Source organism: Xanthomonas sp. NCPPB 1826, from assembly GCF_056725285.1.
This window is the reverse complement of record NZ_CM161521.1, coordinates 350714-371971: the sequence shown is the minus strand read 5'-3', so window position 1 is coordinate 371971 and position 21258 is coordinate 350714. Positions and strand designations below refer to the sequence as shown.

At 66.3% G+C, this 21258-nt stretch carries 20 protein-coding genes; 10 read left to right on the top strand and 10 right to left on the bottom strand.

What is annotated here, in order from left to right; translation table 11 throughout:
- The first annotated feature begins 11 nt into the window (after positions 1-11).
- Positions 12-485, top strand: a complete 474-nt coding sequence (locus AC1PLA_RS01595; protein ID WP_016901421.1) for a YehS family protein — start codon at positions 12-14, stop codon at positions 483-485.
- Between the two features lie 623 nt (positions 486-1108).
- Here AC1PLA_RS01595 and AC1PLA_RS01590 read toward each other — a convergent pair.
- A complete protein-coding gene (locus tag AC1PLA_RS01590) occupies positions 1109-3226 on the bottom strand; it encodes a methyl-accepting chemotaxis protein (RefSeq protein WP_481105432.1) in 2118 nt (705 codons plus the stop codon).
- Between the two features lie 182 nt (positions 3227-3408).
- Between AC1PLA_RS01590 and hrpB the strand changes: the two genes are divergently transcribed.
- Positions 3409-5910 carry an ATP-dependent helicase HrpB gene (gene hrpB / locus AC1PLA_RS01585; protein WP_481105431.1) on the top strand — a complete coding sequence of 834 codons (2502 nt, stop codon included), beginning with the start codon at positions 3409-3411 and terminating at the stop codon, positions 5908-5910.
- 332 nt (positions 5911-6242) lie between these two features.
- Positions 6243-6674: a hypothetical protein gene (locus tag AC1PLA_RS01580; RefSeq protein ID WP_481105430.1), complete on the top strand. Its 432-nt coding sequence runs from the start codon at positions 6243-6245 to the stop codon at positions 6672-6674.
- 406 nt (positions 6675-7080) lie between these two features.
- Here the strand turns inward: AC1PLA_RS01580 and AC1PLA_RS01575 are convergent, their stop codons facing one another.
- Both AC1PLA_RS01575 and AC1PLA_RS01570 read right to left on the bottom strand, forming a co-directional pair.
- Positions 7081-7653, bottom strand: coding sequence for a pseudouridine synthase (locus AC1PLA_RS01575; RefSeq protein ID WP_166769441.1), 573 nt, complete (start codon positions 7651-7653; stop codon positions 7081-7083).
- 358 nt (positions 7654-8011) lie between these two features.
- Positions 8012-8866, bottom strand: a complete 855-nt coding sequence (locus AC1PLA_RS01570) for a class I SAM-dependent methyltransferase (protein ID WP_481105429.1) — start codon at positions 8864-8866, stop codon at positions 8012-8014.
- A 232-nt stretch (positions 8867-9098) separates the two neighbouring features.
- Between AC1PLA_RS01570 and AC1PLA_RS01565 the strand changes: the two genes are divergently transcribed.
- From AC1PLA_RS01565 to AC1PLA_RS01550, 4 genes are all read left to right on the top strand, one after another.
- Complete coding sequence (locus AC1PLA_RS01565; RefSeq protein ID WP_104561038.1) at positions 9099-10070, top strand: aldo/keto reductase; 972 nt, start codon at positions 9099-9101, stop codon at positions 10068-10070.
- A 116-nt stretch (positions 10071-10186) separates the two neighbouring features.
- A complete protein-coding gene (locus AC1PLA_RS01560; protein WP_102253179.1) occupies positions 10187-11215 on the top strand; it encodes an NADP-dependent oxidoreductase in 1029 nt (342 codons plus the stop codon).
- 73 nt (positions 11216-11288) lie between these two features.
- Positions 11289-12092 carry a 2,5-didehydrogluconate reductase DkgB gene (gene dkgB / locus AC1PLA_RS01555; protein WP_104561040.1) on the top strand — a complete coding sequence of 268 codons (804 nt, stop codon included), beginning with the start codon at positions 11289-11291 and terminating at the stop codon, positions 12090-12092.
- A gap of 144 nt (positions 12093-12236) precedes the next feature.
- Entirely contained in the window at positions 12237-12539 is a 303-nt protein-coding gene (locus AC1PLA_RS01550; protein WP_039517581.1) for a hypothetical protein, read from the top strand.
- A gap of 77 nt (positions 12540-12616) precedes the next feature.
- Here AC1PLA_RS01550 and AC1PLA_RS01545 read toward each other — a convergent pair whose 3' ends face one another.
- Complete coding sequence (locus tag AC1PLA_RS01545; protein WP_039528967.1) at positions 12617-13021, bottom strand: hypothetical protein; 405 nt, start codon at positions 13019-13021, stop codon at positions 12617-12619.
- Positions 13022-13239: 218 nt separating this feature from the next.
- Here AC1PLA_RS01545 and AC1PLA_RS01540 point away from each other — a divergent pair, with 218 nt between their 5' ends.
- Positions 13240-14049, top strand: a complete 810-nt coding sequence (locus AC1PLA_RS01540) for a DUF2884 family protein (protein WP_374151331.1) — start codon at positions 13240-13242, stop codon at positions 14047-14049.
- Positions 14050-14302: 253 nt separating this feature from the next.
- Here AC1PLA_RS01540 and AC1PLA_RS01535 read toward each other — a convergent pair whose 3' ends face one another.
- The 6 genes from AC1PLA_RS01535 to AC1PLA_RS01510 form a co-directional block, all read right to left on the bottom strand.
- The gene (locus AC1PLA_RS01535; RefSeq protein WP_349780171.1) at positions 14303-15004 is read right to left on the bottom strand and encodes an alpha/beta fold hydrolase; all 702 of its coding nucleotides are present in this window, start codon (positions 15002-15004) and stop codon (positions 14303-14305) included.
- A gap of 283 nt (positions 15005-15287) precedes the next feature.
- Positions 15288-15716 carry an organic hydroperoxide resistance protein gene (locus AC1PLA_RS01530; RefSeq protein WP_039515670.1) on the bottom strand — a complete coding sequence of 143 codons (429 nt, stop codon included), beginning with the start codon at positions 15714-15716 and terminating at the stop codon, positions 15288-15290.
- Positions 15717-15821: 105 nt separating this feature from the next.
- Positions 15822-16283, bottom strand: a complete 462-nt coding sequence (locus tag AC1PLA_RS01525) for a MarR family winged helix-turn-helix transcriptional regulator (protein WP_047127839.1) — start codon at positions 16281-16283, stop codon at positions 15822-15824.
- A gap of 109 nt (positions 16284-16392) precedes the next feature.
- Complete coding sequence (locus AC1PLA_RS01520; protein WP_481105428.1) at positions 16393-17049, bottom strand: hypothetical protein; 657 nt, start codon at positions 17047-17049, stop codon at positions 16393-16395.
- 26 nt (positions 17050-17075) lie between these two features.
- Complete coding sequence (gene zapE / locus AC1PLA_RS01515; RefSeq protein ID WP_026064606.1) at positions 17076-18170, bottom strand: cell division protein ZapE; 1095 nt, start codon at positions 18168-18170, stop codon at positions 17076-17078.
- Between the two features lie 78 nt (positions 18171-18248).
- Positions 18249-18911, bottom strand: a complete 663-nt coding sequence (locus tag AC1PLA_RS01510) for an alpha/beta hydrolase (RefSeq protein WP_228880296.1) — start codon at positions 18909-18911, stop codon at positions 18249-18251.
- A 66-nt stretch (positions 18912-18977) separates the two neighbouring features.
- Between AC1PLA_RS01510 and AC1PLA_RS01505 the strand changes: the two genes are divergently transcribed.
- Positions 18978-19853, top strand: a complete 876-nt coding sequence (locus AC1PLA_RS01505; RefSeq protein WP_014509391.1) for an EamA family transporter — start codon at positions 18978-18980, stop codon at positions 19851-19853.
- 97 nt (positions 19854-19950) lie between these two features.
- Complete coding sequence (gene xopR / locus AC1PLA_RS01500) at positions 19951-21186, top strand: type III secretion system effector protein XopR (protein WP_481105427.1); 1236 nt, start codon at positions 19951-19953, stop codon at positions 21184-21186.
- The last annotated feature ends 72 nt before the right edge of the window (positions 21187-21258 follow it).

Here is a 21258-nt window from a genome sequence, read left to right as displayed (position 1 = left end):
CCGGAATTGTCATGATCCACAACGATGTACTGCGCAGCATCCGCTACATGCTCGACCTCAGCGACGACAAGGTGGTGGAGATCACCCACCTGGCCGACCCGGAGTTCGCGCTCGACAAGCCGCAGGTACAGGCCTGGCTGAAGAAGGAAGACGAGCCCGGTTTCGAGCCCTGCACCGACGCAATGCTGGCGCGCTTCCTCGATGGCCTGGTGCTGCGTTTTCGCGGCCGCGACGAGAGCCAGCCGGTGCGCCCGCTGGAAACCCGCGTCGGCAACAACCTGGTGCTGAAGAAACTGCGCGTGGCCTTCGAGCTGAAAGACGTGGACATGCACGCCATCTTCGCCAGCGCCGGCTTCCCGCTGTCCAAGCCGGAACTGTCCGCGCTGTTCCGCCAGCCCGGCCACAAGAATTTTCGCCCTTGCGGCGACCAGTTGCTGCGCGCCTTCCTCAAGGGCCTGACCGCGCGGATGCGCGAAGCGGGTTGATGACCGAGTGCTGAGTTTGGCCTGGCTTGGTCGTCCAAAGACGCTGCGACTGGAATTCGCAGGTTTTTAGCGCAGTTTTCGTGTGTCTCGAAGTGACTGGATGGTGCGGATAGAGCGGTCGTGGAGTGGTCGATCTGGAGCGGTCGATCTGCGGCTTGGTTGCAGGGCCCTTGCCCGCCCACCCTCGCAGGACACGCCGCAAGTACGTCCTTGTAGGCTCTTACGCGGCATCCATGCCGCGTAAGGTCCCGCGACGGTAGGCGGGCAAGGACCAAGCGAGATGGTCGGTGTGCTTGGTGCAAGCAATGCACGATGTGCGTTGTTCGGATTGTGGGAGTCCAGTTAGCCCCTCAATCGAATTCGAGCAACAGGCAAGCCTTGAACGAAGCGATCTCAAACTTCTCGGCACCCCAAAGCAAAACCAGGTTTTCACGCGACCATCGACCAAAGCTCGGTGCGGCGTCCCCGCCGCTTGCGGGACCCTTGGCGGCATGAATGCCGCCAAGGAGCCTACACGGACGGATGCATGACGTGTCCCGCAAGTGGTGAGGGCACCGCGCCCTCGACGCACCGGGTTTTTGATTCAAGCATCTGCACCTAGGCCGCTACAACGCCTCACGCAATCAAGCCGCAGCCGCCAGGCTTGGCCGGCGTGCGTCCAGGCGGAACACCGATACCGCTTCGCTCAGTTCCACCGCCTGCTCTTCCATTGCACGTGCCGCCGCGGAGGCTTCTTCCACCAATGCGGCATTGCGCTGGGTGGTTTCGTCCATGTCGTTGACGGTGCGGGCGACCTGCTCGATGCCGGAGGACTGTTCGCGCGATGCGGCGGAAATCTCCCCAATCAACGTGGTCACCTGCTGCACCGACTGCACGATCTGCTGCATCGTCTGCCCGGCCTGATCCACGCGCGCGCTGCCGCGCTCCACGCTGTCCACCGAGGCGTCGATCAGCTGCTTGACCTCCTTGGCCGCGCCGGCCGAACGCTGCGCCAGCTCACGCACTTCCGAGGCGACCACGGCAAAGCCGCGGCCCTGTTCGCCGGCACGCGCCGCTTCCACTGCCGCGTTCAAGGCCAGGATGTTGGTCTGGAACGCGATGCCGTCGATGACGCTGATGATCTCGGCGATCTTCTTGGACGACACCTCGATCTCGCCCATGGTGTCGACCACGCTGGCCACCATCTCGCCGCCACGGCCGGCGATCTCCGCGGCCGCCTGCGCGCCGCGGCTGGCCTGCTGCGCGGTGTCGGCGTTCTGGCGCACGGTGGAGGTGAGTTCTTCCATCGAGGCGGCGGTTTCTTCCAGGTTGGCAGCCTGCTGTTCGGTGCGCTGCGCCAGGTCGTTGTTGCCGGCGGCAATCTCTGCCGAGGCGGTGCGAATGGTCTGCGCGGCCACGGTGATGTCGCCGACGATATCGGTCAGGCGCTGCACGGTGGCATTGGCATCGTCGCGCATGCGTGCGAACACGCCTTGCTGGTTGCCGTGCATGCGCGCGGTCAGGTCGCCATCGGCGATCGCCTTGAGCAGCTGCGACAGCTCGGCCAGATTCTGGTCCACGTTCTGCATCAGGCCGTTGACGCCGTTGACCATGGCGCGGAATTCGAACTGGTAGGCCTCGGCATTGCCGCGCGTGGCGAAGTCGCCGGCCGCAGCTGCGTCGACCAGGCCACGGATTTCGCCATTGATCGCCGCCAGGTTGCGCTTGGTGGTGTCCATCGCCTCGGTGATCTGCGCCTTCTCACCCGGCAGGCGCGGCATGTCCACCGACATGTCGCCGACCGCGTAATGCTGCATCACCTGCAGCATGTCGCCGATCAGACCGACCTGCGCGCCGATCAAGCCATTGGTGTCGTCGACCATGCGGCCGTACGCGCCCGGGAAGGCCTGCGCGTCCATGCGGTAACTCATCTGCCCGGCTTCGTGTCGCTGTGCCATGTCGGCCTGTGCGGTGGAGACGTCGGTGAGCGTGTTGACCACCTGGCCCATGGCCTGGCCGAGCAGACCGATTTCATCGCGTGTGCTGACCGCTGCACGCGCCGACAGATCGCCGGCCGCCACCTGGCGTGCCGCACGCGCGACGTTTTCGATCGGGCGCACGATCGAGCGACGGATCCACCAGCCCAGCACTGCCACCAGACACAGCGCCGCAGCGATCGTGGCCACCGCCGACAGCACCAGCTTGTGCTGCGCCGATTGCGAACTGGCCAGCACCGCGGCATCGGCCAGGGTCTTGCTGCGCTTCACCAGTTCTTCGAGGGTGTGGCTGGGCGCGCGGTCCTGGCCCTTGACCAGCTGGTCGCCCACCTGGGTGTCGTAGCCGGCCTCGGCAAACTTGCCCAGCGCCGCTTCGTAATTGCGCTGCAGACCCAGATGCGCCTTGGCAAAGTCCTGCGCCAGCGTGCGCGCCTGCGGGTCATGGGTAGCCTTGGCCAGCGCCTCGGTGCTGGCCTGCACCTTCCTGCCCTGCTCGCGGAAGGCGCTGAGGTGCTTGTCCAGCAGCGCCGGATCGCGCCCGCGGATCAGCACGTTCTTCCATTCCTGCACCTGCAGGCGGAAATCGCGGGTGATCTCTTCGCTGCTGGAGGCCTGCGCCACCTCCGGCGGCACCTTGCCGGACAGACTCAGCCACGCCGTGCCCAAACCGCCCAGGGCACACAGCAGGATGACCGACAGACCCAGCGCGAGCGCGCCGAGCAGCTTGCTTTGCAGGCTGACGAATTTCGGGGTGACAGCAGACATGGGGCGTCCAAATCAGGGAGTACAGCGGTTATCGACAGGTACGCTGCCGGCCTGAAGCAGCGCCGGCGCCAAAGTCAGCCTTGAATGCCTAAAAGGTAATAGCACTTCCGGATTCCCCGACAGGCTTCACCCGACGGCCCGACCGTCGCGCCATTTGTGACGTGCCCGTATCCTTCCCGCGCATGACCGAGCCTGCCTTTCCGATCTCCCCCCTGCTGCCGCAGCTGTGCGACAGCCTGGCCGCCCATCCGCGGCTGGTGCTGGAAGCCCCGCCCGGCGCCGGCAAGACCACCCAGGTACCGCTGGCCTTGCTGGACGCACCCTGGCTGGCCGGTCGCAAGATCGTGATGCTGGAACCGCGGCGCGTGGCCGCCCGCAGCGCCGCCGTGTTCATGGCGCGCCAGTTGGGCGAGCCGATCGGCGAGACGGTGGGCTACCGCATCCGCTTCGAGAACAAGACCTCCGCGCGTACCCGCATCGAGGTCGTCACCGAGGGCATCCTGACCCGGCTGATTCAGGACGACCCGATGCTGGAGAGCGTCGGCGCGCTGCTGTTCGACGAATTCCACGAACGCCATCTGGCAGGCGACCTTGGCCTGGCGCTGGCGCTGGACGTGCAGGCGCAGGTACGCGATGACCTGCGCATCGTGGCGATGTCGGCCACGCTGGATGGCGAGCGCCTGGCCGGTTTTCTCGACGCACCGCGCCTGAGCAGCGCCGGGCGCAGTTTCCCGGTGGAGATCGCGCACTTTCCCGCGCGCCGCGACGAAGCACTGGAGCCGCAGACCCGGCGCGCGGTGGAACACGCCTTGTCCACCCATCCGGGCGATGTGCTGGTGTTCCTGCCCGGCCAGCGCGAGATCGCACGCGTGCACAGCGCGCTGCAGGACGTGCTGGACCCGGCGGTGCAGGTGCTGCCGCTGCATGGCGAGCTGTCGGTCGAGGCGCAAAGCCAGGTGCTGCAACCCGACCCGTCCGGCCGCCGCCGCGTGGTGCTGGCGACCAACGTCGCCGAGTCCTCGGTCACCCTGCCCGGCGTGCGCGTGGTCATCGACAGCGGGCTGGCGCGCGAGCCGCATTACGATCCCAACAGCGGTTTCTCGCGCCTGGACATCACCACCATCGCGCAGGCCTCGGCCGACCAGCGCGCCGGCCGCGCGGGGCGTGTGGCCAGCGGCTGGGCGTACCGGCTGTGGCCGCAATCGCAGCGGCTGGAACCGCAGCGGCGCGCGGAGATCACCCAGGTGGAGCTGGCCGGCCTGGCGCTGGAACTGGCCGCCTGGGGCAGCGCCGCGCTGCGCTTCGTCGATGCCCCGCCGGCCGGTGCGCTGGCCGCCGCGCACGAATTGCTGCAGCGGCTGGGCGCGCTCACCGGCAGCGGCGGCATCACCGCGCTGGGCCGGCGCATGCTCGCGCTGGGCACCCATCCGCGCCTGGCCGCGATGCTGGCGCAAGCTGGCGACGCGACACGCGTGGCGCTGGCCTGCGACCTGGCCGCCTTGCTGGAAGCGCGCGACCCGCTGCGTCAGGGCGGCGATGGACTGGCTGCGCGCTGGCGCGCACTGGCCGCATTCCGCCAAGGCCGCAGCGCGCACGATGCCAACCGCGGCGGCTTGGCCGCGATCGACAGCGCCGCCAAACAATGGCGCCGCCGGCTGCGCTGCGACAGCGCTCCGCCGGCCAGCGTGGAGGCGCACGCGCTCGGCGACCTGCTCTCGCACGCCTTCCCCGACCGCATTGCCGCACGCCATCCCAACGACCCGTTGCGCTACCTGCTGGCCAACGGCCGCAGCGCGCGCCTGTTCGACCACAGCGACCTGCGCGGCGAACCCTGGCTGGTTGCCAGCGAGCTGCGTTACGAAGCCAAGGACGCGCTGCTGTTGCGCGCCGCGCCGGTGGACGAAGGCTATCTGCGCCGCAGCGTGCCCGAGCGCTTCGTGCAGCAGGATCTGGTGCAGTGGGACGCGGACAAGCGCGCCCTGGTCGCGCGTCGGCAATCCAGCTTCGACCGCATCGTGCTCGACAGCCGCCCGGCCGGCCGCGTCGATCCGGCGCAGGCCGCCGGCGCCCTGACCGAGGCGGTGCGGCAGCTTGGCCTGGATGCCTTGCCGTGGACCGACGGCCTGCGCCAATGGCGGGCCCGCCTGCAGTCGTTGCGTGCCTGGATGCCCGAGCTTGCACTGCCCGACCTGTCCGACGCCGCGTTGCTGGAGACACTGGACACTTGGCTGCGCCCGGCCTTCGCCGGCAAGACCCGCCTGGATGCGCTGGACGAGGCCAATCTGGGCGAAGCGCTCAAGGCCGCCCTGCCGTGGGACCGCCGCCAGCTGATCGACCGCCACGCGCCCACCCGCATCAGCGTGCCCTCGGGCATGGAGCGGCAGATCGTCTACGCCCTCGACCACGCCGGGCAACCGTTGCCGCCGGTGCTGGCGGTCAAGCTGCAGGAACTGTTCGGCCTGGCCGAAACCCCGCGCATCGCCGACGGCCGCATCCCGCTGACCCTGCATCTGCTCTCGCCCGGCGGACGCCCGTTGCAGGTGACGCAGGATTTGAAGAGCTTCTGGGTCACAACCTATCCGGATGTCAGGAAGGAAATGAAGGGGCGGTATCCCAGACATCCGTGGCCGGAAGATCCATGGACCGCGACTGCAACCCATCGGGCAAAACCGCGAGGTACCTGATATGAGCCCCTCTCCCCTCGGGAGAGGGGTTGGGGTGAGGGTACGGGGGCGAAGCCCTCGTTGTAATTACAACTGCACGTGGCTTCGCCCGTACCCTCATCCGACCCTGCAGGGCACCTTCTCCCGGCCGGAGAAGGGAGTCGACGTCGACACCGGCCAGGGCAGGCTTCTGTCGCACCCAGGTAACTACCGAAGCCAGGTAAGCACCGATTACAGCGTCGCCTAACCTCATTACTTAACCGCAACCCAAACAAGCCCTACCACCGCTAACACCGTCTATACGCAGCAGCCCACACACTGCGGCCCACGTACTCAGAAAGGAAACGCCTCCAATGAGCAAGCTGACTGTGATCACCGAACGCGCCCTGGAGCGTGCCCTGGAACTGGCTGGCAATGCTGGCGACCACCTGCGTCACGCCGCTTCCAATGCCGGCGATCAGGCCCGTCATGCAGGCAGCAGCCTGCGTCATTTCGGTCCGGGCGCCAGCGAATGGCTGAAGACCGGTGCTGCCCTGGGTGCCGTGCGCACCGGCGGCAAGGTCGTTGGCAAAGTGGTCAAGCGCAACCCGGCCGTCACCGTGGCTGCTGCCGTCGCCGGCCTGGGCCTGATCGGTTATGCCGTGTATCGCAAGCGCCAGCGTGACCAGCAGGTGCTTGGCGGCAACGTCCACCGTCTGGACCGCGAACACGCCAGCAACGCCAGCGCACGTCGCGCCGCCTACCAGCGTCGCGGTGCAGTGACTCCGAGCGACGGCATCGAATAAGCCGTCGTTCCAGGCAGAAAACATGACGCCACGGCCCTGCGCCGTGGCGTTTTTGTTTGTGGACCACGATCGATGCCACCGTTAAATCGCCAAGTCATCGATACCCACTTGCGTGCTCGAAGAATGCGGCACTACATGTGCAGGTCCGGAGCGATTAGCGATCGCGTGTGATCGCGCTGCTTGCCCCTAGTCGCGCCCTTGTCATTACCGCGCTTGCCCTGACCCGCGCTGTATTGCCGCATCGCAGGGTGGATCGGCCACGCAGACACGCAACCGCTGCATCTGTGCTCGCGTTACCAATCCTGCTGCTCATGCCGCATGAGCGGTTCTGTGGAAGCAGCGCCGTCCAAGATGCATCGAGCTCAGCACCGCATGCGGTGCAGCGACCGCTGTACCGGATGCAGGATCAGCGTCGCGTCCTGCCAGGGCGCGCGCCATGCGTGTGTTCGATGCGCCACTGGCCCGGCGCGAGCGCATCCAGGGTCCAGTCGCCGATCGCCACGCGGATCAGACGCAAGGTCGGAAGGCCCACCGAGGCAGTCATGCGCCGCACCTGGCGATTGCGCCCTTCGGTGATCTGCAGCTCCAGCCAGGCATCGGGCACGGTCTTGCGCACGCGCACCGGCGGATCGCGCGGCCACAGCTGCGGTGCCGGATCGAGCCTGCGCACTCCAGCCGGGCGGGTCGGGCCGTCGTTGAGCAGCACGCCATCGCGCAAGGCCTGCAGTTGCGCAGGTTCCGGGTCGCCTTCCACCTGCACCCAGTAAGTCTTGGGTTGCTTGTGGCGCGGGTCGGTCAAGCGATGCGCCAATGCGCCGTCGTCGGTCAGCAGCAACAGGCCTTCGCTGTCGTGATCCAGGCGACCGGCTGCATAGACGTCGGCCGGCAGGCCGAATTCGGCCAGCGTGCGCTTGGGCGGCTGCGAGCGGTCGCTGAATTGCGACAGCACGCCATAGGGTTTGTTCAACAACACCAACATGCCAATCCTGTTGCGCAAGGTCGTTGCAGGCCCCGCGCGTGGCGCGTGAGTCGTGCACCGGGTTGAAGAGGTCGCGCTACCAGCGGCAAGCGGTGCGCTGCTGCCCGCAACCGCGTTGCACGCTGACGCCGCCGGCATCGCTACGCGGGGCGGTTCTGCATCAGTGGCCTGCCGCATGCAAACCAGCGCAGCGTTGGTCCAACTGGCCATCGTTGCGCTGTCCGCGCCGTCCTTACGGTCGTGCAGCCGATTGCGCAGTCATCGCATGCCGCGCGCCATGCCAGCATCGACGCACCACAGCGTGCAGCACCCAAGACCTGCATGCCGACGCGCGGTGCGTCGGCATGCTGGCCGCGTCTCACTGCTTGACGAACTTCAAGGTCATGCGGTCGCTCTCGCCGATCGCCTTGTACTTGGCATCGTCGGCCTTGTCGTGGTTGTTGCTCGGCGGCAGGGTCCACACGCCACCGGCATAGTCCTTGGTGTCGCGCGGATTGGCGTTGACCTCGCTCTTGCCGGCGAGCTTGAATCCGGCCGCTTCGGCCATCGCGATCAATTGCGCCTGGCCGACATAGCCGCTCTTGTCGTCGGCCGGCACGTCGGCCTTGGCACGGTGCTCGACCACGCCGAGCACGCCGCCGGGCTTGAGCACCTTGTAGAAGCCGGCAAACATCGCCTCGGCATTGCCGGCCATGCGCCAGTTGTGCACGTTGCGGAAGGTCAGCACCAGATCGGCCGAGTTGTCCACGCCGAACGACGGCGTCTTGGGCACATAGGAAACGAACGACGGCTTGCCGTACACCTCCGGCTTTGCGGCAAACTTCTTCTCCAGCTCGTCGCGCCCACGTTGTGCCGAATCGCGGCCGCGCCCCTCCGGCACCGCCGCCGGGTCGACCACCGCAGCAACATACTTGCCCTTGTCGCGCAGGTACGGCGCCAGGATTTCCGAATACCAGCCGCCGCCCGGCGTGATTTCGACGACGGTCTGGGTCGGCTTGATGCCGAAGAACGCCAGCGTCTGGCCGGGATGACGATAGACATCGCGCTGCACGTAGACGCGATCGCGCCAGTTGCCGTCGATGGCTTTTTGCAGCGCCGCATCGGGCGCCGGCAAGCTGGCGCTATCGGCCGGTTTTATTGCCATTGCCAGTGGCGCGCTCATCGCCACTGCCATCCCCACCACACATGCACACACCAGCTTGTTGCGGATCATCGCAGCGCCCTTTGCGGGAAAAAGTAGCGCGAGCCTAGCATGCGGCCCGAAGCCTGCCATGTGCATGGATCCGTGCGCCGCATGACGCGCCGCACCAGGCGCGGCGGGCCACATGTTCAGACGACGTGAGTCGATGAGGGCGATCTGCGGAACGCTGAATCCACGCAGGTGTCACACGCAACATCGGCACGCATGACTATCCTGTCGGCAGTTCGAATCAGGAGCAACCACGATGACCCACTCCCGCGCGCTAGGCCGCTCCGGCCTGCAGGTTCAACCGATCGTGTTCGGTGGCAATGTGTTTGGCTGGAGCGCCGACGAGGCAACCTCGTTCGCGTTGCTCGATGCCTTCGTCGATGCCGGTTTCAATCTGATCGACACCGCCGATGCGTACTCCGGCTGGGTGCCGGGCAATCGCGGTGGCGAGTCGGAAACCATCATCGGGCGCTGGCTCGCACGCAGCGGCAAGCGCGACAAGGTGCTGATCGCCACCAAGGTGGCCAAATGGAGCGAGCATCCGGGCCTGTCGCCGGAGAACATCGCCGCTGCGGTGGAAGATTCGCTCACCCGCCTGCAGACCGATGTGATCGATCTGTACCAGGCGCACGAAGACGACGAATCGATTCCGCTGGAAGCCACGCTGGCCGCGTTCGGCCGCTTGATCGAACAGGGCAAGGTGCGCGCGATCGGCGCGTCCAACTACAGCGCCGCACGCCTGCGCGATGCCCTGGATATCTCCGAGCAGTACAAGCTGCCGCGTTACGAAAGCCTGCAACCGGAATACAACCTCTACGATCGCGCCGGCTACGAGGCCGAGCTGGAGCCGCTGGTGCGCGAACGCGAGCTCGGCGTGATCAGCTACTACTCGCTGGCCAGCGGCTTTCTGACCGGCAAGTACCGCAGCGCCGACGACGCCGGCAAGAGCAGCGCGCGCGGTGCCTCGGTGGTCAAGCAATACGTCAATCCGCGCGGCCTGCGCATCCTGCAGGCGCTGGACGATCTGGCGGCCACCCACCGCTCCACGCCAACACAGATCGCATTAGCCTGGTTGATCGCACGCCCGGGCCTGACCGCACCGATCGTCAGTGCCACCAGTGTGACCCAATTGCACGATGTGCTCGCCGCCGCGCAGCTGTCGCTGAGCGCCGATCAGATTGCACAGCTCGATGCCGCAAGCGCCCCCGAGCCAGCCGACGCAGCCTGACGCATCGGCCTGCATCACGTACGCAGTCGACCACGCGTGTCTTTCCGCGCGCAGCCGCCATTGCGGCTGCGCTCCCCCGGTCGCGTACGCGCGGCCCTTTCCGCAAGGAATCCCCCATGACATCGATCACCAATCGCCGCATCGTGCTGGCCTCACGCCCGCACGGCGAGCCGAGCGCCGACAACTTCCGCAGTGAAGACGTCGCCTTGCCGCCCACTGGGCACGACCAGATCCTGGTACGCAACCGCTTCCTGTCGCTGGACCCGTACATGCGCGGACGCATGGACGAAGGCCCGTCCTACGCCGCACCGGTGGAGATCGACGCGGTGATGGAAGGCGGCACCGTCGGCGAAGTGCTCGAGTCGCACCATGCCGGCTATCAGCCCGGCGACCTGCTGGTGCTGCCCGGCGGTTGGCAGAGCCATAGCCTGTTCACGCCCACCGCGCCGTTGCGCAAGCTGCCCAAGGACGATGCCCTGCCGCTGAGCACCGCGCTCGGCGTGTACGGCATGCCCGGCTTCACCGCCTACGCCGGCCTGCACGAAATCGGCAAGCCGCAGGCCGGCGAAACGCTGGTGGTGGCGGCAGCCAGTGGGCCGGTCGGCGCCACCGTGGCCCAGCTGGCGCGTCTGCAGGGATTGCGCGTGGTGGCCATTGCCGGTGGCGAGGAAAAGGTGCGGTATCTGCGCGAGGTGCTGCGCGTGGATGTGGCGCTGGACCATCGCGCCGACGACTTTGCCGAACAGCTGCGCGCGGCCACTCCGGACGGGATCGACATCTATTTCGAGAACGTCGGCGGCAAGGTCTTCGACGCGGTATTGCCGCAATTGAACGACTTCGCGCGCATCCCGGTGTGCGGCGTGATCGCCACCTACAACAGCCGCGGCCAGGCCTTGCCGGGGCCGGATCGGCTGCCGGAGTTCATGGGCCAGGTGCTGCGTAAGCGGCTGACCGTGCGCGGCTTCATCCAGCACGATTTCATCCGCCTGATGCCCGCCTTCCTGCGCGAGATGGGCCAGTGGCTGCGCGACGGCCAGATCCAGTACCGCGAACACGTCCTGCACGGCCTGGACAGCGCCCCGCAGGGCCTGATCAGCCTGCTGCGCGGCGAGAACTTCGGCAAGGCCGTCGTCGCACTGGACTAATGGCTCGCAGCGCCCCCACGACATCAGCTTTTGCGATGCACGATTCCCCATTCCCGATTACCAAAGGAACACAATGACAGTCCCCGCATTCGGCCTCGGCACCTTCCGTCTCAAGGACCAGGTCGTTATCGACTCGGTGCGCAGTGCACTGGAGTTGGGCTACCGCGCCGTCGATACCGCGCAGATCTATGACAACGAAGAACAGGTCGGCCAGGCCATCGCTGCATCCGGCCTGCCGCGCGATCAGCTGTATCTGACCACCAAGATCTGGGTCGACAAGTTCGACCGCGGCGCCTTGTTGCCCAGCCTGCAGGAAAGCCTGCGCAAACTGGGCACCGACCATGTCGACCTGACCCTGATCCACTGGCCTTCGCCCAAGGATCAGGTGCCGATGCGCGACTACCTGGAAGCCTTGAACGAGGCCCGGCAACAGGGCCTGACCCGCGCGATCGGCGTCTCCAACTTCACCATCGCGCTGATCAAGCAGGCCATCGAGATCCTGGGCGCCGAGGCCATCGCCACCAATCAGATCGAAGTGCATCCGTACCTGCAGAACCGCAGCCTGATCGCGTTCCTGCGCGAGCAAGGCATCCATGTCACCTCGTACATGACGCTGGCGGTGGGCGAGGTGCTGAAGGACCCGGTGATCCAGGCGATTGCCGCGCGCCACGACGCCACCCCGGCGCAGGTCACCCTGGCTTGGGCACTGCAGCAGGGGTATTCGGTGATTCCGTCCTCGACCAAGCGCGACAATCTGGAGAGCAATCTCAAGGCGCAGACGCTGCGGCTGAGCGAGCAGGACATGGCCGAGATCGCCGCACTGGACCGCGGGCAACGGCTGGCCAATCCGAAAGCCATCGCTCCCGACTGGGATTGAGATCCCGGCTGCCACGGGTCGGCACTGTCCGGCCCGTGGCGCAACCACCGCGATGACCGCTCGTCGTCGCGTGCTGGTTGCACGCGGCAGGCGCTGCTACGGTGCCGGACACAGGGGGGTAGTCTCGGCAACGGAGTCCTACCCATGCACAGCGCATCCGTCTTGACCCGCCGCAGCGTCGATCTCGACACCGAGATCGCCTACTGGCGCGATGTCCACGCCGAAGGCCATCTGGGTGGTTACGCCTTTGCCGATTACGCCCGGCTACTCACGCTTGGCTACGACATCTATCTGGCCTATCCGCGCGCGACCGAGGCGCAGCTGTATCGCGTGCTGCAGGACGGCTATTACCACTATCAACCGCTGCTGTCGGTGCCCTGGGACCAGGCGCGCTGGATCGTGCGGCATGCCTGGCGGCATCTGGAAGAGGCCGCCGTCCGGCATTGAAGCAAGCATGTTGACGTGAAGCGACCGTTCGGAAGCCGGCGCAGCGCTTGCGGCCGCGTAGCGCTGTCAGCTCACTGTCACAGTGCCATCGCCTGGCGGTCGATGCGGTGCTTGTCGGCCAGTGCCTGCATGCCCTGCAGGGTGGCGGCGATCAGGCTCGCATAGCGCAGCCGCCACAGCGTGGCGCGGTCGTTGTCGTCATGCGTATTGCCTAGGCCATCGAGCACCTGCGGGAGACGGCGGTCGGCCAACGCGGAGGGGGCCAGATAAGGCTTCTCGGGTGCGATCACATCCACCGGCGCGCGCCAGTCGTTGGCAACCTGCTGGGAAATACCCGCCAGGTGCGAGAGCTGGTGCATGCCGATCAGCGTCTCGTGCAGCATCTCGCGGCACGCCCACTGCCACAGCGCCACCTTCTCCGATGGGTCCTTGGCAATCTCGGTGAGTGCCAGATCAACCTTTTCGATGCGTGAGTCGAGCATTGCTGAGCTCCGATGCTGCTGTGCAACATAATTCACACCATACACCGTGAGAATCAAGTGAGCCAAACGTTTGCAGGATGTCGGCGCAACGATGCTCGACCCGGTTCACGCTTTGCGCCGTCGAGGCCAAGACGCCGCTGCGGCACCCTGACTTCCTGCCCATGGCAGGCGTGCAGCTACGCGCCATGCTGCCGCATCACCACTCCCGGGCATCCGCCATGCGCATCCGCACCGTCCTGGCCCCGCTCCTGCTGCTGGCGGCCTGTAGCGCACAGGCCGCAACCGCCAGGCCGCAGGTGTCCGCACAGCAATGTGACGTCAGCACCTCCTACGACGTGCTGGCCGACAGCGGTGGCATCTGGCTGCGTCGCAAGCAAGGCGTACCGCGCGAGATTTTCTTCCACGGTGGCGAACTCAACATCGATCGCCAACCGCAAGCGGTCAGCGCTGCCGACGCGCAACGCCTGCGCGAACTCGAGCAGGGTGCCCGCGCACTGATGCCGGCCGTGACCGCCATTGCCCGCTCGGTGGTCGACATCAGCTTCGACGCACTGGCCGGCGTGGTGCAGATGCTGACCGACAGCACGCGCCAGGAGCGCAAGGTGGAGCGGCTGCGCGGCACCGCACTCGCGCAGGTCGATGCCACGCTGGGGCGTGGGCGCTGGGAGCAGGCGCTGTTCGACGAACGTTTCGAAGCCAGTGTCGAACGCGCAGCCGACGACCTCGCCGGCAGCCTGACCCGCAGCGTGATGTGGACGGTGATGACCGGACGCGCTGCGCAGCTGGAGCGACGCGGCGAGCAGCTGGATGCGCGCATGGAGCAGCAGATGCAGGTACGCAGCCAGGCGCTGGAAGCACAGGCACAGACGCTGTGCACGCAGGCGCAGGCCCTGTATGGGGTGCAGCAGGCACTGGAGTATCGCTTTCAGGGCCAGCCGCTGCAGATGCTGGAACTCCACACGCATCAGCAGAAAGACGACGCCGATGGGCCGGTATCCAACAGCGTTGTGGCGACGGCCGCGCGGTGACGGCGGCGGTGTAGCGCAGGCGAACTTGACGCCTTGTGGCAGCCCAACGAGTGACTTCGGCCAGATGGCTGCCGTGACTGCGTATGACGCCTTGCATGCATGAATGCAGGCATTGCGTAGCAGCCGACGGCGCACTGATCGTCTTCCCAAGACCGCTGGTTCAGAGCCCCTCATCGCGCACTGGTTGATGCCATCTCGCCGCATGGGATCGCACGGCGGCAGGCCTGGCTGGGTCGGCTCGGTCGTCGCGGGATCAGGCGAGCAGCCATTGCCGCAGTGCATCCGACACCGCCTGCGGCTGTTCCAGCGGCGACAGATGGCCACACGCAGGCACTTGCACCAGGCGCGCCTGCACTGCGAGTGCGGCCATTTCCTCGTGCAATGCGGGCGGGGTGATCGCATCGTCCTGGCCGCACAGCACCAGCAGCGGGCCGACATAGGCGCGCAGCAGCGCGCAACCGTCTTCCCGCTCCAGCCGGTTCTGCCGCAGGAACACCTCCACGCCCAGGCGCTGGGTCATGCCACGCACCCGCTCCAGCAAGGCCTCGTCCTGCCAGCGCGAGGGATGCACGTAGTGCCGCAGCAGCCGTTCGCCGAATCCGTGGAAGGCACTGGCACCACGCACGCTCGCTTCCTGCGCGCGCCGTTGCGCCGCACGCTCGGGCGAATCGGCACGTGCAGAGGTATCCAGCAAGGCCAGCCGCTCCACGCGCTCCGGCGCGATACGCAGGATTTCCTGCGCGACGTAGCCACCCAAGGAAAATCCTGCCAGTGCAAACCGCGGCGGCATCTGCGCCAGCAGCTGTGTCGCCAGCGCGCGCATGCTCTCACCCTGGGTGATGTCGCCGACCACGCAGTCGGCAAGCTCGGCCAGGGCCACGCGCTGTGCCTGCCACAACTGCGCATCGTTGAGCAGACCGGGGAGCAGCAACAAGGTGGGACGCGTTGCGCTCATGCGCAGCAAAGTCCGATCGGGGTCGCAGAAGCAGGCACTGTCATCGCAACAGTGTGCCGCGCGGTAACGCGCATCGCCAGCGCGTGCGTGCGCACCCGGACGCGGGTGCATCGACTCGTTGGCGTGTCTTGCGTCCATGCCAGGTCGCGCTGACACAGCGACGCCGGCTGCCTGTGTTCTTCAGGGCAGCGCTCCTGCTGCTGCAACAAAAAAAACGGCCCGACGCAGGCGCCGGGCCGTTGTTGACTCCACCACGTGTGACGCGTGGTGGTGCTGGCGTGGATCAGGCCAGGGTCAGGGTGACGTCGATGTTGCCGCGGGTCGCGTTGGAGTACGGGCAGACCTGGTGGGCCTTGTCGACCAGCGCCTGCAGTTCGGCCTGGTCCATGCCCGGCACTGCGATGCGCAGTTCCACGGCAATGCCGAAGCCGCCCGGAATCTGGCCGATGCCGACGCTGCTGTCGATGCTCACTTCGCCCGGCAGCTTGAGCTTGTCCTGCGCCGCGACAGCCTTCATCGCGCCGATGAAGCAGGCTGCGTAGCCGGCAGCGAACAGCTGCTCCGGGTTGGTACCGTCGCCGCCGGCGCCGCCCAGCTCGCGCGGGGTGGACAGTTTGGCATCCAGCGCCTTGTCGGAAGACACGGCGCGGCCTTCGCGACCACCGGTGGCAGTGGCGTGGGCGGTGTAGAGGACTTTTTCAGGTGAGGCCATGGTGGTTCTCCAGAATGAGCGCTGTCAGCGCGTGATGTAGCTGAGTAGTTGACGATTAAATCGTGTACGACATGTTGCAGAAAGTGTGGGTCATGCAAAATCCGCTCACCCCGTGCCTAGGTTTGAGCGCAGCGTTTCCAGCTGCTGCTTGAGTTGACGCAATTCGTCCAACGAACACGCTGAGGCGCACAACACCTGCTCCGGCACCGCCCCGGCCTTGGCGCGCAGTGCGCGGCCGGTGTCGGTCAGCGCAATGATCACCTGACGCTCGTCGCTGGCAGCACGCGTGCGGGTGACCAGTCCGGCAGCCTGCAGCCGCTTGAGCAGCGGGGTCAGCGTGGCCGAGTCCAGGTACAGCCGCTCGCCGATCTCCGACACGCTGCGGCCATCGGTTTCCCACAGCACCAGCAGCACCAGGTATTGCGGATAGGTCAGGTCCAGCGTCTTCAGCAGTCCGCGGTAGAGCTTGTGCATCGCCAGGTTGGCCGAATACAGCGCAAAGCACAGCTGGTTGTCGAGCTGCAGCAGCGCGTTGGTCCGGGCATCAGTGGCTGTGGCGGTGTCCATGGCTGCAATTTACATAGCGCACTATTTAATTGCAAGCGATTTTTGATCTGTCGCTTTTGCGGGACTGGTGGCTGTATCACGGCCGCGCGCGACTGCACGGCACGAGGACTCAGGTGAACTGGATGAAGAAATGTCCCGCCGCAACGCCGTCGCCCAGCTTCCTGGCGCGCTGGTCTGCAAATAGATAACCGGTGCCGTCACCGAACAGGCCGGCGTAGCCGGGATCGACCCGGCCCAATTCCGCCTCTACAAACTGGGCAAGAAAGTAGTAGCGCGGGCTCGTATAGATCGGGTCCTGCAACCAGCATGGTCGGCCGAGTTGTTTGCTCATTCCTGCGCCGCTGTCTTCATCTTCCAGCTCTTCGGCCATGTCGTGGTCGCCAAATGGCTGCAGCCCGATGAAATGACGCCCGAGCAACCGCGCACTGTCACCGACGCACACCTCCTGCGCGGCACGTCGATGCAGCAGCACCTTGCTGTGGCCCTGCGCGAGCTTGTCGAACTCACCTTGCTGGTTGACGGCGAGCCTACGCAGCGACGACCGGCCATCCGCGCCGCCGGGCCGCTCTATCGAGGCGAAGACCGTCAGCACCCTATCGTCGGGCAGATAGGCCGTAGGTAGAAACAAGCCGGTGAGCATGACGATGGGCAGCATCGGTCGGCCGGTCAATGGATCCATTGGCCAGAGCGCTGCATCGTGCAGCCAGGCACCGCCGCCAAACTGGCCCAGGCCGCCGTCCTGATCGGTCACAACGATCTTGTGCAATCCGGGGCCGGGCCGCGTCTGCATGTCTAGGCCCGATGTGCGGTCGCCAGATACTCGGCACTCTGCATCTCGATCAGGCGCGAGGCGGTGCGCTCGAAGGCGCCGGCCAGGCGCTGGCCGCTGTACAACGCGGGCGGAGCGTCCTGCGCGGTGCAGACCAGGTTGACGTGGCGATCGTACAGCTCGTCGATCAGATTGACGAAGCGGCGCGCAGCATCCTCGTTCATGCGATCGAAGTGCGGGATGCCGCCCAGCAACACGGTGGTGAATTCACGCGCGATCTCGATGTAATCGCCCGGGCCACGCGGGCCCTCGCACAGCGCGGCGAAATCGAACCAGGCGATGCTCTTGCCGCGCGCACGCACGGCAATCTTGCGCGCCTCGATTTCGATGTTGCCGCTGCGCGGCTCCGAGTTTCCGCTCAGCTCGCCCCAGCGCTGCGTCAGCCACGCGTCGGCCTGCGCATCCAGGGGCGCGCGATACACCGGTGAGCGCGTCAGCGCGCGCATGCGGTAATCCTCGGTGCCTTCGGCATAGAGTTCCACGCAGAATTTCTGCAGCAGACCGATCGCCGGCATGAAGCTGTCGCGCTGCAGGCCATTGGCGTAGAGGTTTTCCGGCGCGGTGTTGGAGGTGGTCACCAGGGTCACGCCTTCGGCGAACAGGCGTTCTAGCAGGCGCGCCAGCAACATCGCATCGCCGATGTCGGTGACGAAGAATTCGTCCAGCACCAGCACGCGCAGATTCTCGCGCCATTGCTGCGCGATCTTGGCCAGCGGATCGCTTTGCCCGGCGTGCTCGCGCAGTTGCTCGTGCACCCCGCGCATGAAGCGATGGAAGTGCGTGCGGTACTTCTGCTTGATCGGCAACCCGTCGTAGAACAGGTCGACCAGGAAGGTCTTGCCGCGCCCCACTCCACCCCAGAAATACAGGCCGCGCACCGGCTCGGGCTTTTTCCAGAACGCCGACAGCCGATCCAGCCAGCCGTCCTGCGCGCTGTCCACCAATGCCTCGTGGATACGGTCCAGTTCCGCCAGGGCCGCCTGCTGCGCGGGGTCGGCGCGCCAGTCGCCGCGTTGTACGCCGGCGGCGTAGCGCTGCGACGGGGTCATCTCACTCATCGTGTTCTCCGCGGGCCGGCTGCTGCCTTGCCCGCTCAACGGCGCATCGCCGGGCGATACGCATGGGCCCTGCCGCGGTCAGACGGCGGCCGGCAACCAGCGCCGGACACCATGCTGGATTGCACCGCGCAGGTCGATCAATTTGCGGTGGAAGAAGTGGCTGGTGTCGGGCATGCGTACCAGCTCGGGCTGCTGCTCCAGGGTCTCCAGCCAGTCATACACCGCCTGCGGGTCGACGATTTCGTCGGCATCGCCCTGCACCACCAGCCACTGTGCCGGCGGCTGCATGTCGCTGAAATCCCAGCGCCCGGCCGGCGGCGCGATCGAGATGAGCACCTGCGGTGCGAGCGAGCCGGCGGCGCGCAACGACACATACGCCCCGAAGCTGAAACCGGCCAGCCACAGCGTGTCGCCCGGGCGCTGGCTGCGCACCCATGCGGCGATCGCACGCAGGTCGTCCTGCTCGCCTTCGCCATGATCGAACGCACCGGCCGAGTTGCCGACACTGCGGAAATTGAAGCGCACTACGGTGATCCCCAACTCGCGCAGCGCGCGCGCAGCCATGGTGACGACCTTGTTGTGCATGCTGCCGCCCTCGGTGGAGAGCGGGTGGCAGACGATGGCGGTGACCGGTTGCACGGCAACGTCCGGCTCGGGCAGATCGACCGCGACATCGAGCGGGCCGACCGGCCCGTCCAACGTCAGTGCAGCCGATTCGGTGGGGAATAAGGGATTGGACATACCGTCATAATAGCCGCCCCGCCGGCCGCGTTCATCGCCCTGCCTGCACACTTCGTTGCGTTGCCCATGCATTTTCTGCTGTTTGCCGTCGTTTGCAGTGTCCTGGTGTCGGTGGTTCTCAAGCTGCTGCCGCGCTATCGCCTGGACGCTGCGCAGGCGATCACCTGGAACTACGCCACTGCCGCGCTGCTTGCGTGGCTGACCCTGCATCCGTCACTGGACACGCTGCGCGCGCCGACCACGCCCTGGCTGGCACTGTTTGCATTGGCGGTGGCGCTGCCGTCGATCTTCATGCTGCTGGCACGCGCGGTCGCCACCGCCGGCATCGTCCGTACCGACATTGCCCAACGCCTGTCGCTCCTGCTCTCGCTGGCGGCGGCGTTCACGCTCTTTGGTGAACCGGTCAATGCCTGGAAGCTGGCGGGACTGGGTCTGGGTCTGCTGGCCATCGTCTGCATCCTGCAACGGCCACGTCAGGCCGCCGGTGCGGATTCAGCGCCGGCCTCGATCGGCTGGCCATGGCTGGCAGGCGTGTGGCTGGGCTTTGCCCTGATCGATCTGTTGCTCAAGCACATCGCACAGGCCGGTACGCCGTCGCTGACGTCGTTGACGCTGTGCTTTGCGCTGGCAGGTGTGCTGATGCTTGGCCTGCAGGTTGTTCGCCGGGGCGGTGTTGCGCGCCTGAGCTTTCGCAACCTGCTCGCCGGCGTGCTGCTTGGCGCGCTCAATTTCGGCAACATCCTGTGTTACGTGCGCGCCCATCAGCTACTGCCGCATAGCCCGGCCACCGTCTTCGCCAGCATGAACCTGGGCGTGGTCATCCTGGGAGCACTCGTCGGCAAGCTGGCATTTGGCGAGCGCATCGGCCGCCGCGGCTGGTTGGGGCTGTTGCTGGCGGCGCCGGCAATCGCAGCGATCGCCTGGGGCATGCGGTTGGGCTGATGGCGGCATTCGGCCGGCGCGACGCCGGTTCGCAACTCGCCTTGAGGGGGATGCAGCGCTGGCTATCATGCGTGCAAACGACCCAAGGGAGTGTGTGATGCGCCTGAGTCAGTTGTTTAACAGCCGCCATCGCGTCGCCCCGGAACCGCACGGCGCCAATCCGAACAAGACGACGCCGTTGATTCCAGGTGCGTCACCGCAGCACCCGCTCTCTCAGGCTCCCAAGTCAACAACATCACAGGGCGCGTCGAAATCCCATCGCGGCATGCTCGCCTCGGCGCGTAAATCGCTGGCATCGTTACGCAAGCAGTTGCCGTTGACGTGCATGGGCTCTTCTCCAACGCTTGAAACAGTGGAAAGCCCACCTGCGCACACGGCAGCCGTGACGCCCGGTCGCACGCAACAACAGCACGGAACGCAGGCCCGCGTCGATCAGCGTTGGCAGCCACCGGTGCCCAACGCAACGGATCATGAGCGGGTGCAGCGACCGCAACCGCAACCGCAACAGACCCCGCCCACAAGACAGTCGATGTCGGTTCCGCCCAAGCCAGCGCGTGCGCAGCAACTGCACGGGCCGCAACGCCCCGTCGATCCGAGAATGCAACCGCCCATTCCCGAAAGAATGCGCCGTGACGAGGGCCAGCCGCCGCAGCACGACAAGCCGGCATCGCCCCCGGTGCCGATCACGCCCGCGCAATCGTCGCTGCCCTCCCCACGTCCCCAGCCCGGACGGCAGCCCTCGTTGCGCCGCCTGGATCTGCAACTGGAAGAGATCACCAGGCAGTGCAGCGATATTCAAAAGCAGCTGTTCATGGAGGACCGCGAGGCAACTCCACAGGAGCAACACCTGCTCAAGACACGGGCGGCCCTGATCGAGTGGCGCAACGAGGTCCGCGATAGTCAGCTCGAGGCACTGCTGGTCGCACTGGCACCGATGGAAGACATCCGCGCACCGCGCACCACGAGCAGCGGCCTGGCCATGGTGCAGATGGACGCCATGCAGCACAACCGGCGCGAAGTACTCAAGGCACGGCGTAAATCCGTCGACAGAGCCGCCCTGGCCAGAAACTACGCACGCGCGCAGCGGCGCCTGGAGTCATTGAAGCAAGGCGACGCACCCAAGGAGCAGATACGGCGCCTGCAACGCATGATGCAGGGCTACCAGAACATGCTTGCGTTGGAACAGATCGTCAGAAGCACCGACGACCAGCTGGAAAGGTTGGGAGCGCCGCGCCTGATGTCAGGCATCCCCACCACCGCCGAACAGCGTCGACAGTCTTTCGAAAAAGAAAGAGATGCCCATCAAGAGGCAATCGACAACGGCTACTACTGAAGATCCTGGCAGCGCAGCTTGCACGTGCACGTGCACGCCGCGCGGCAGCCACTGGTGAGGCATGCGACGCCG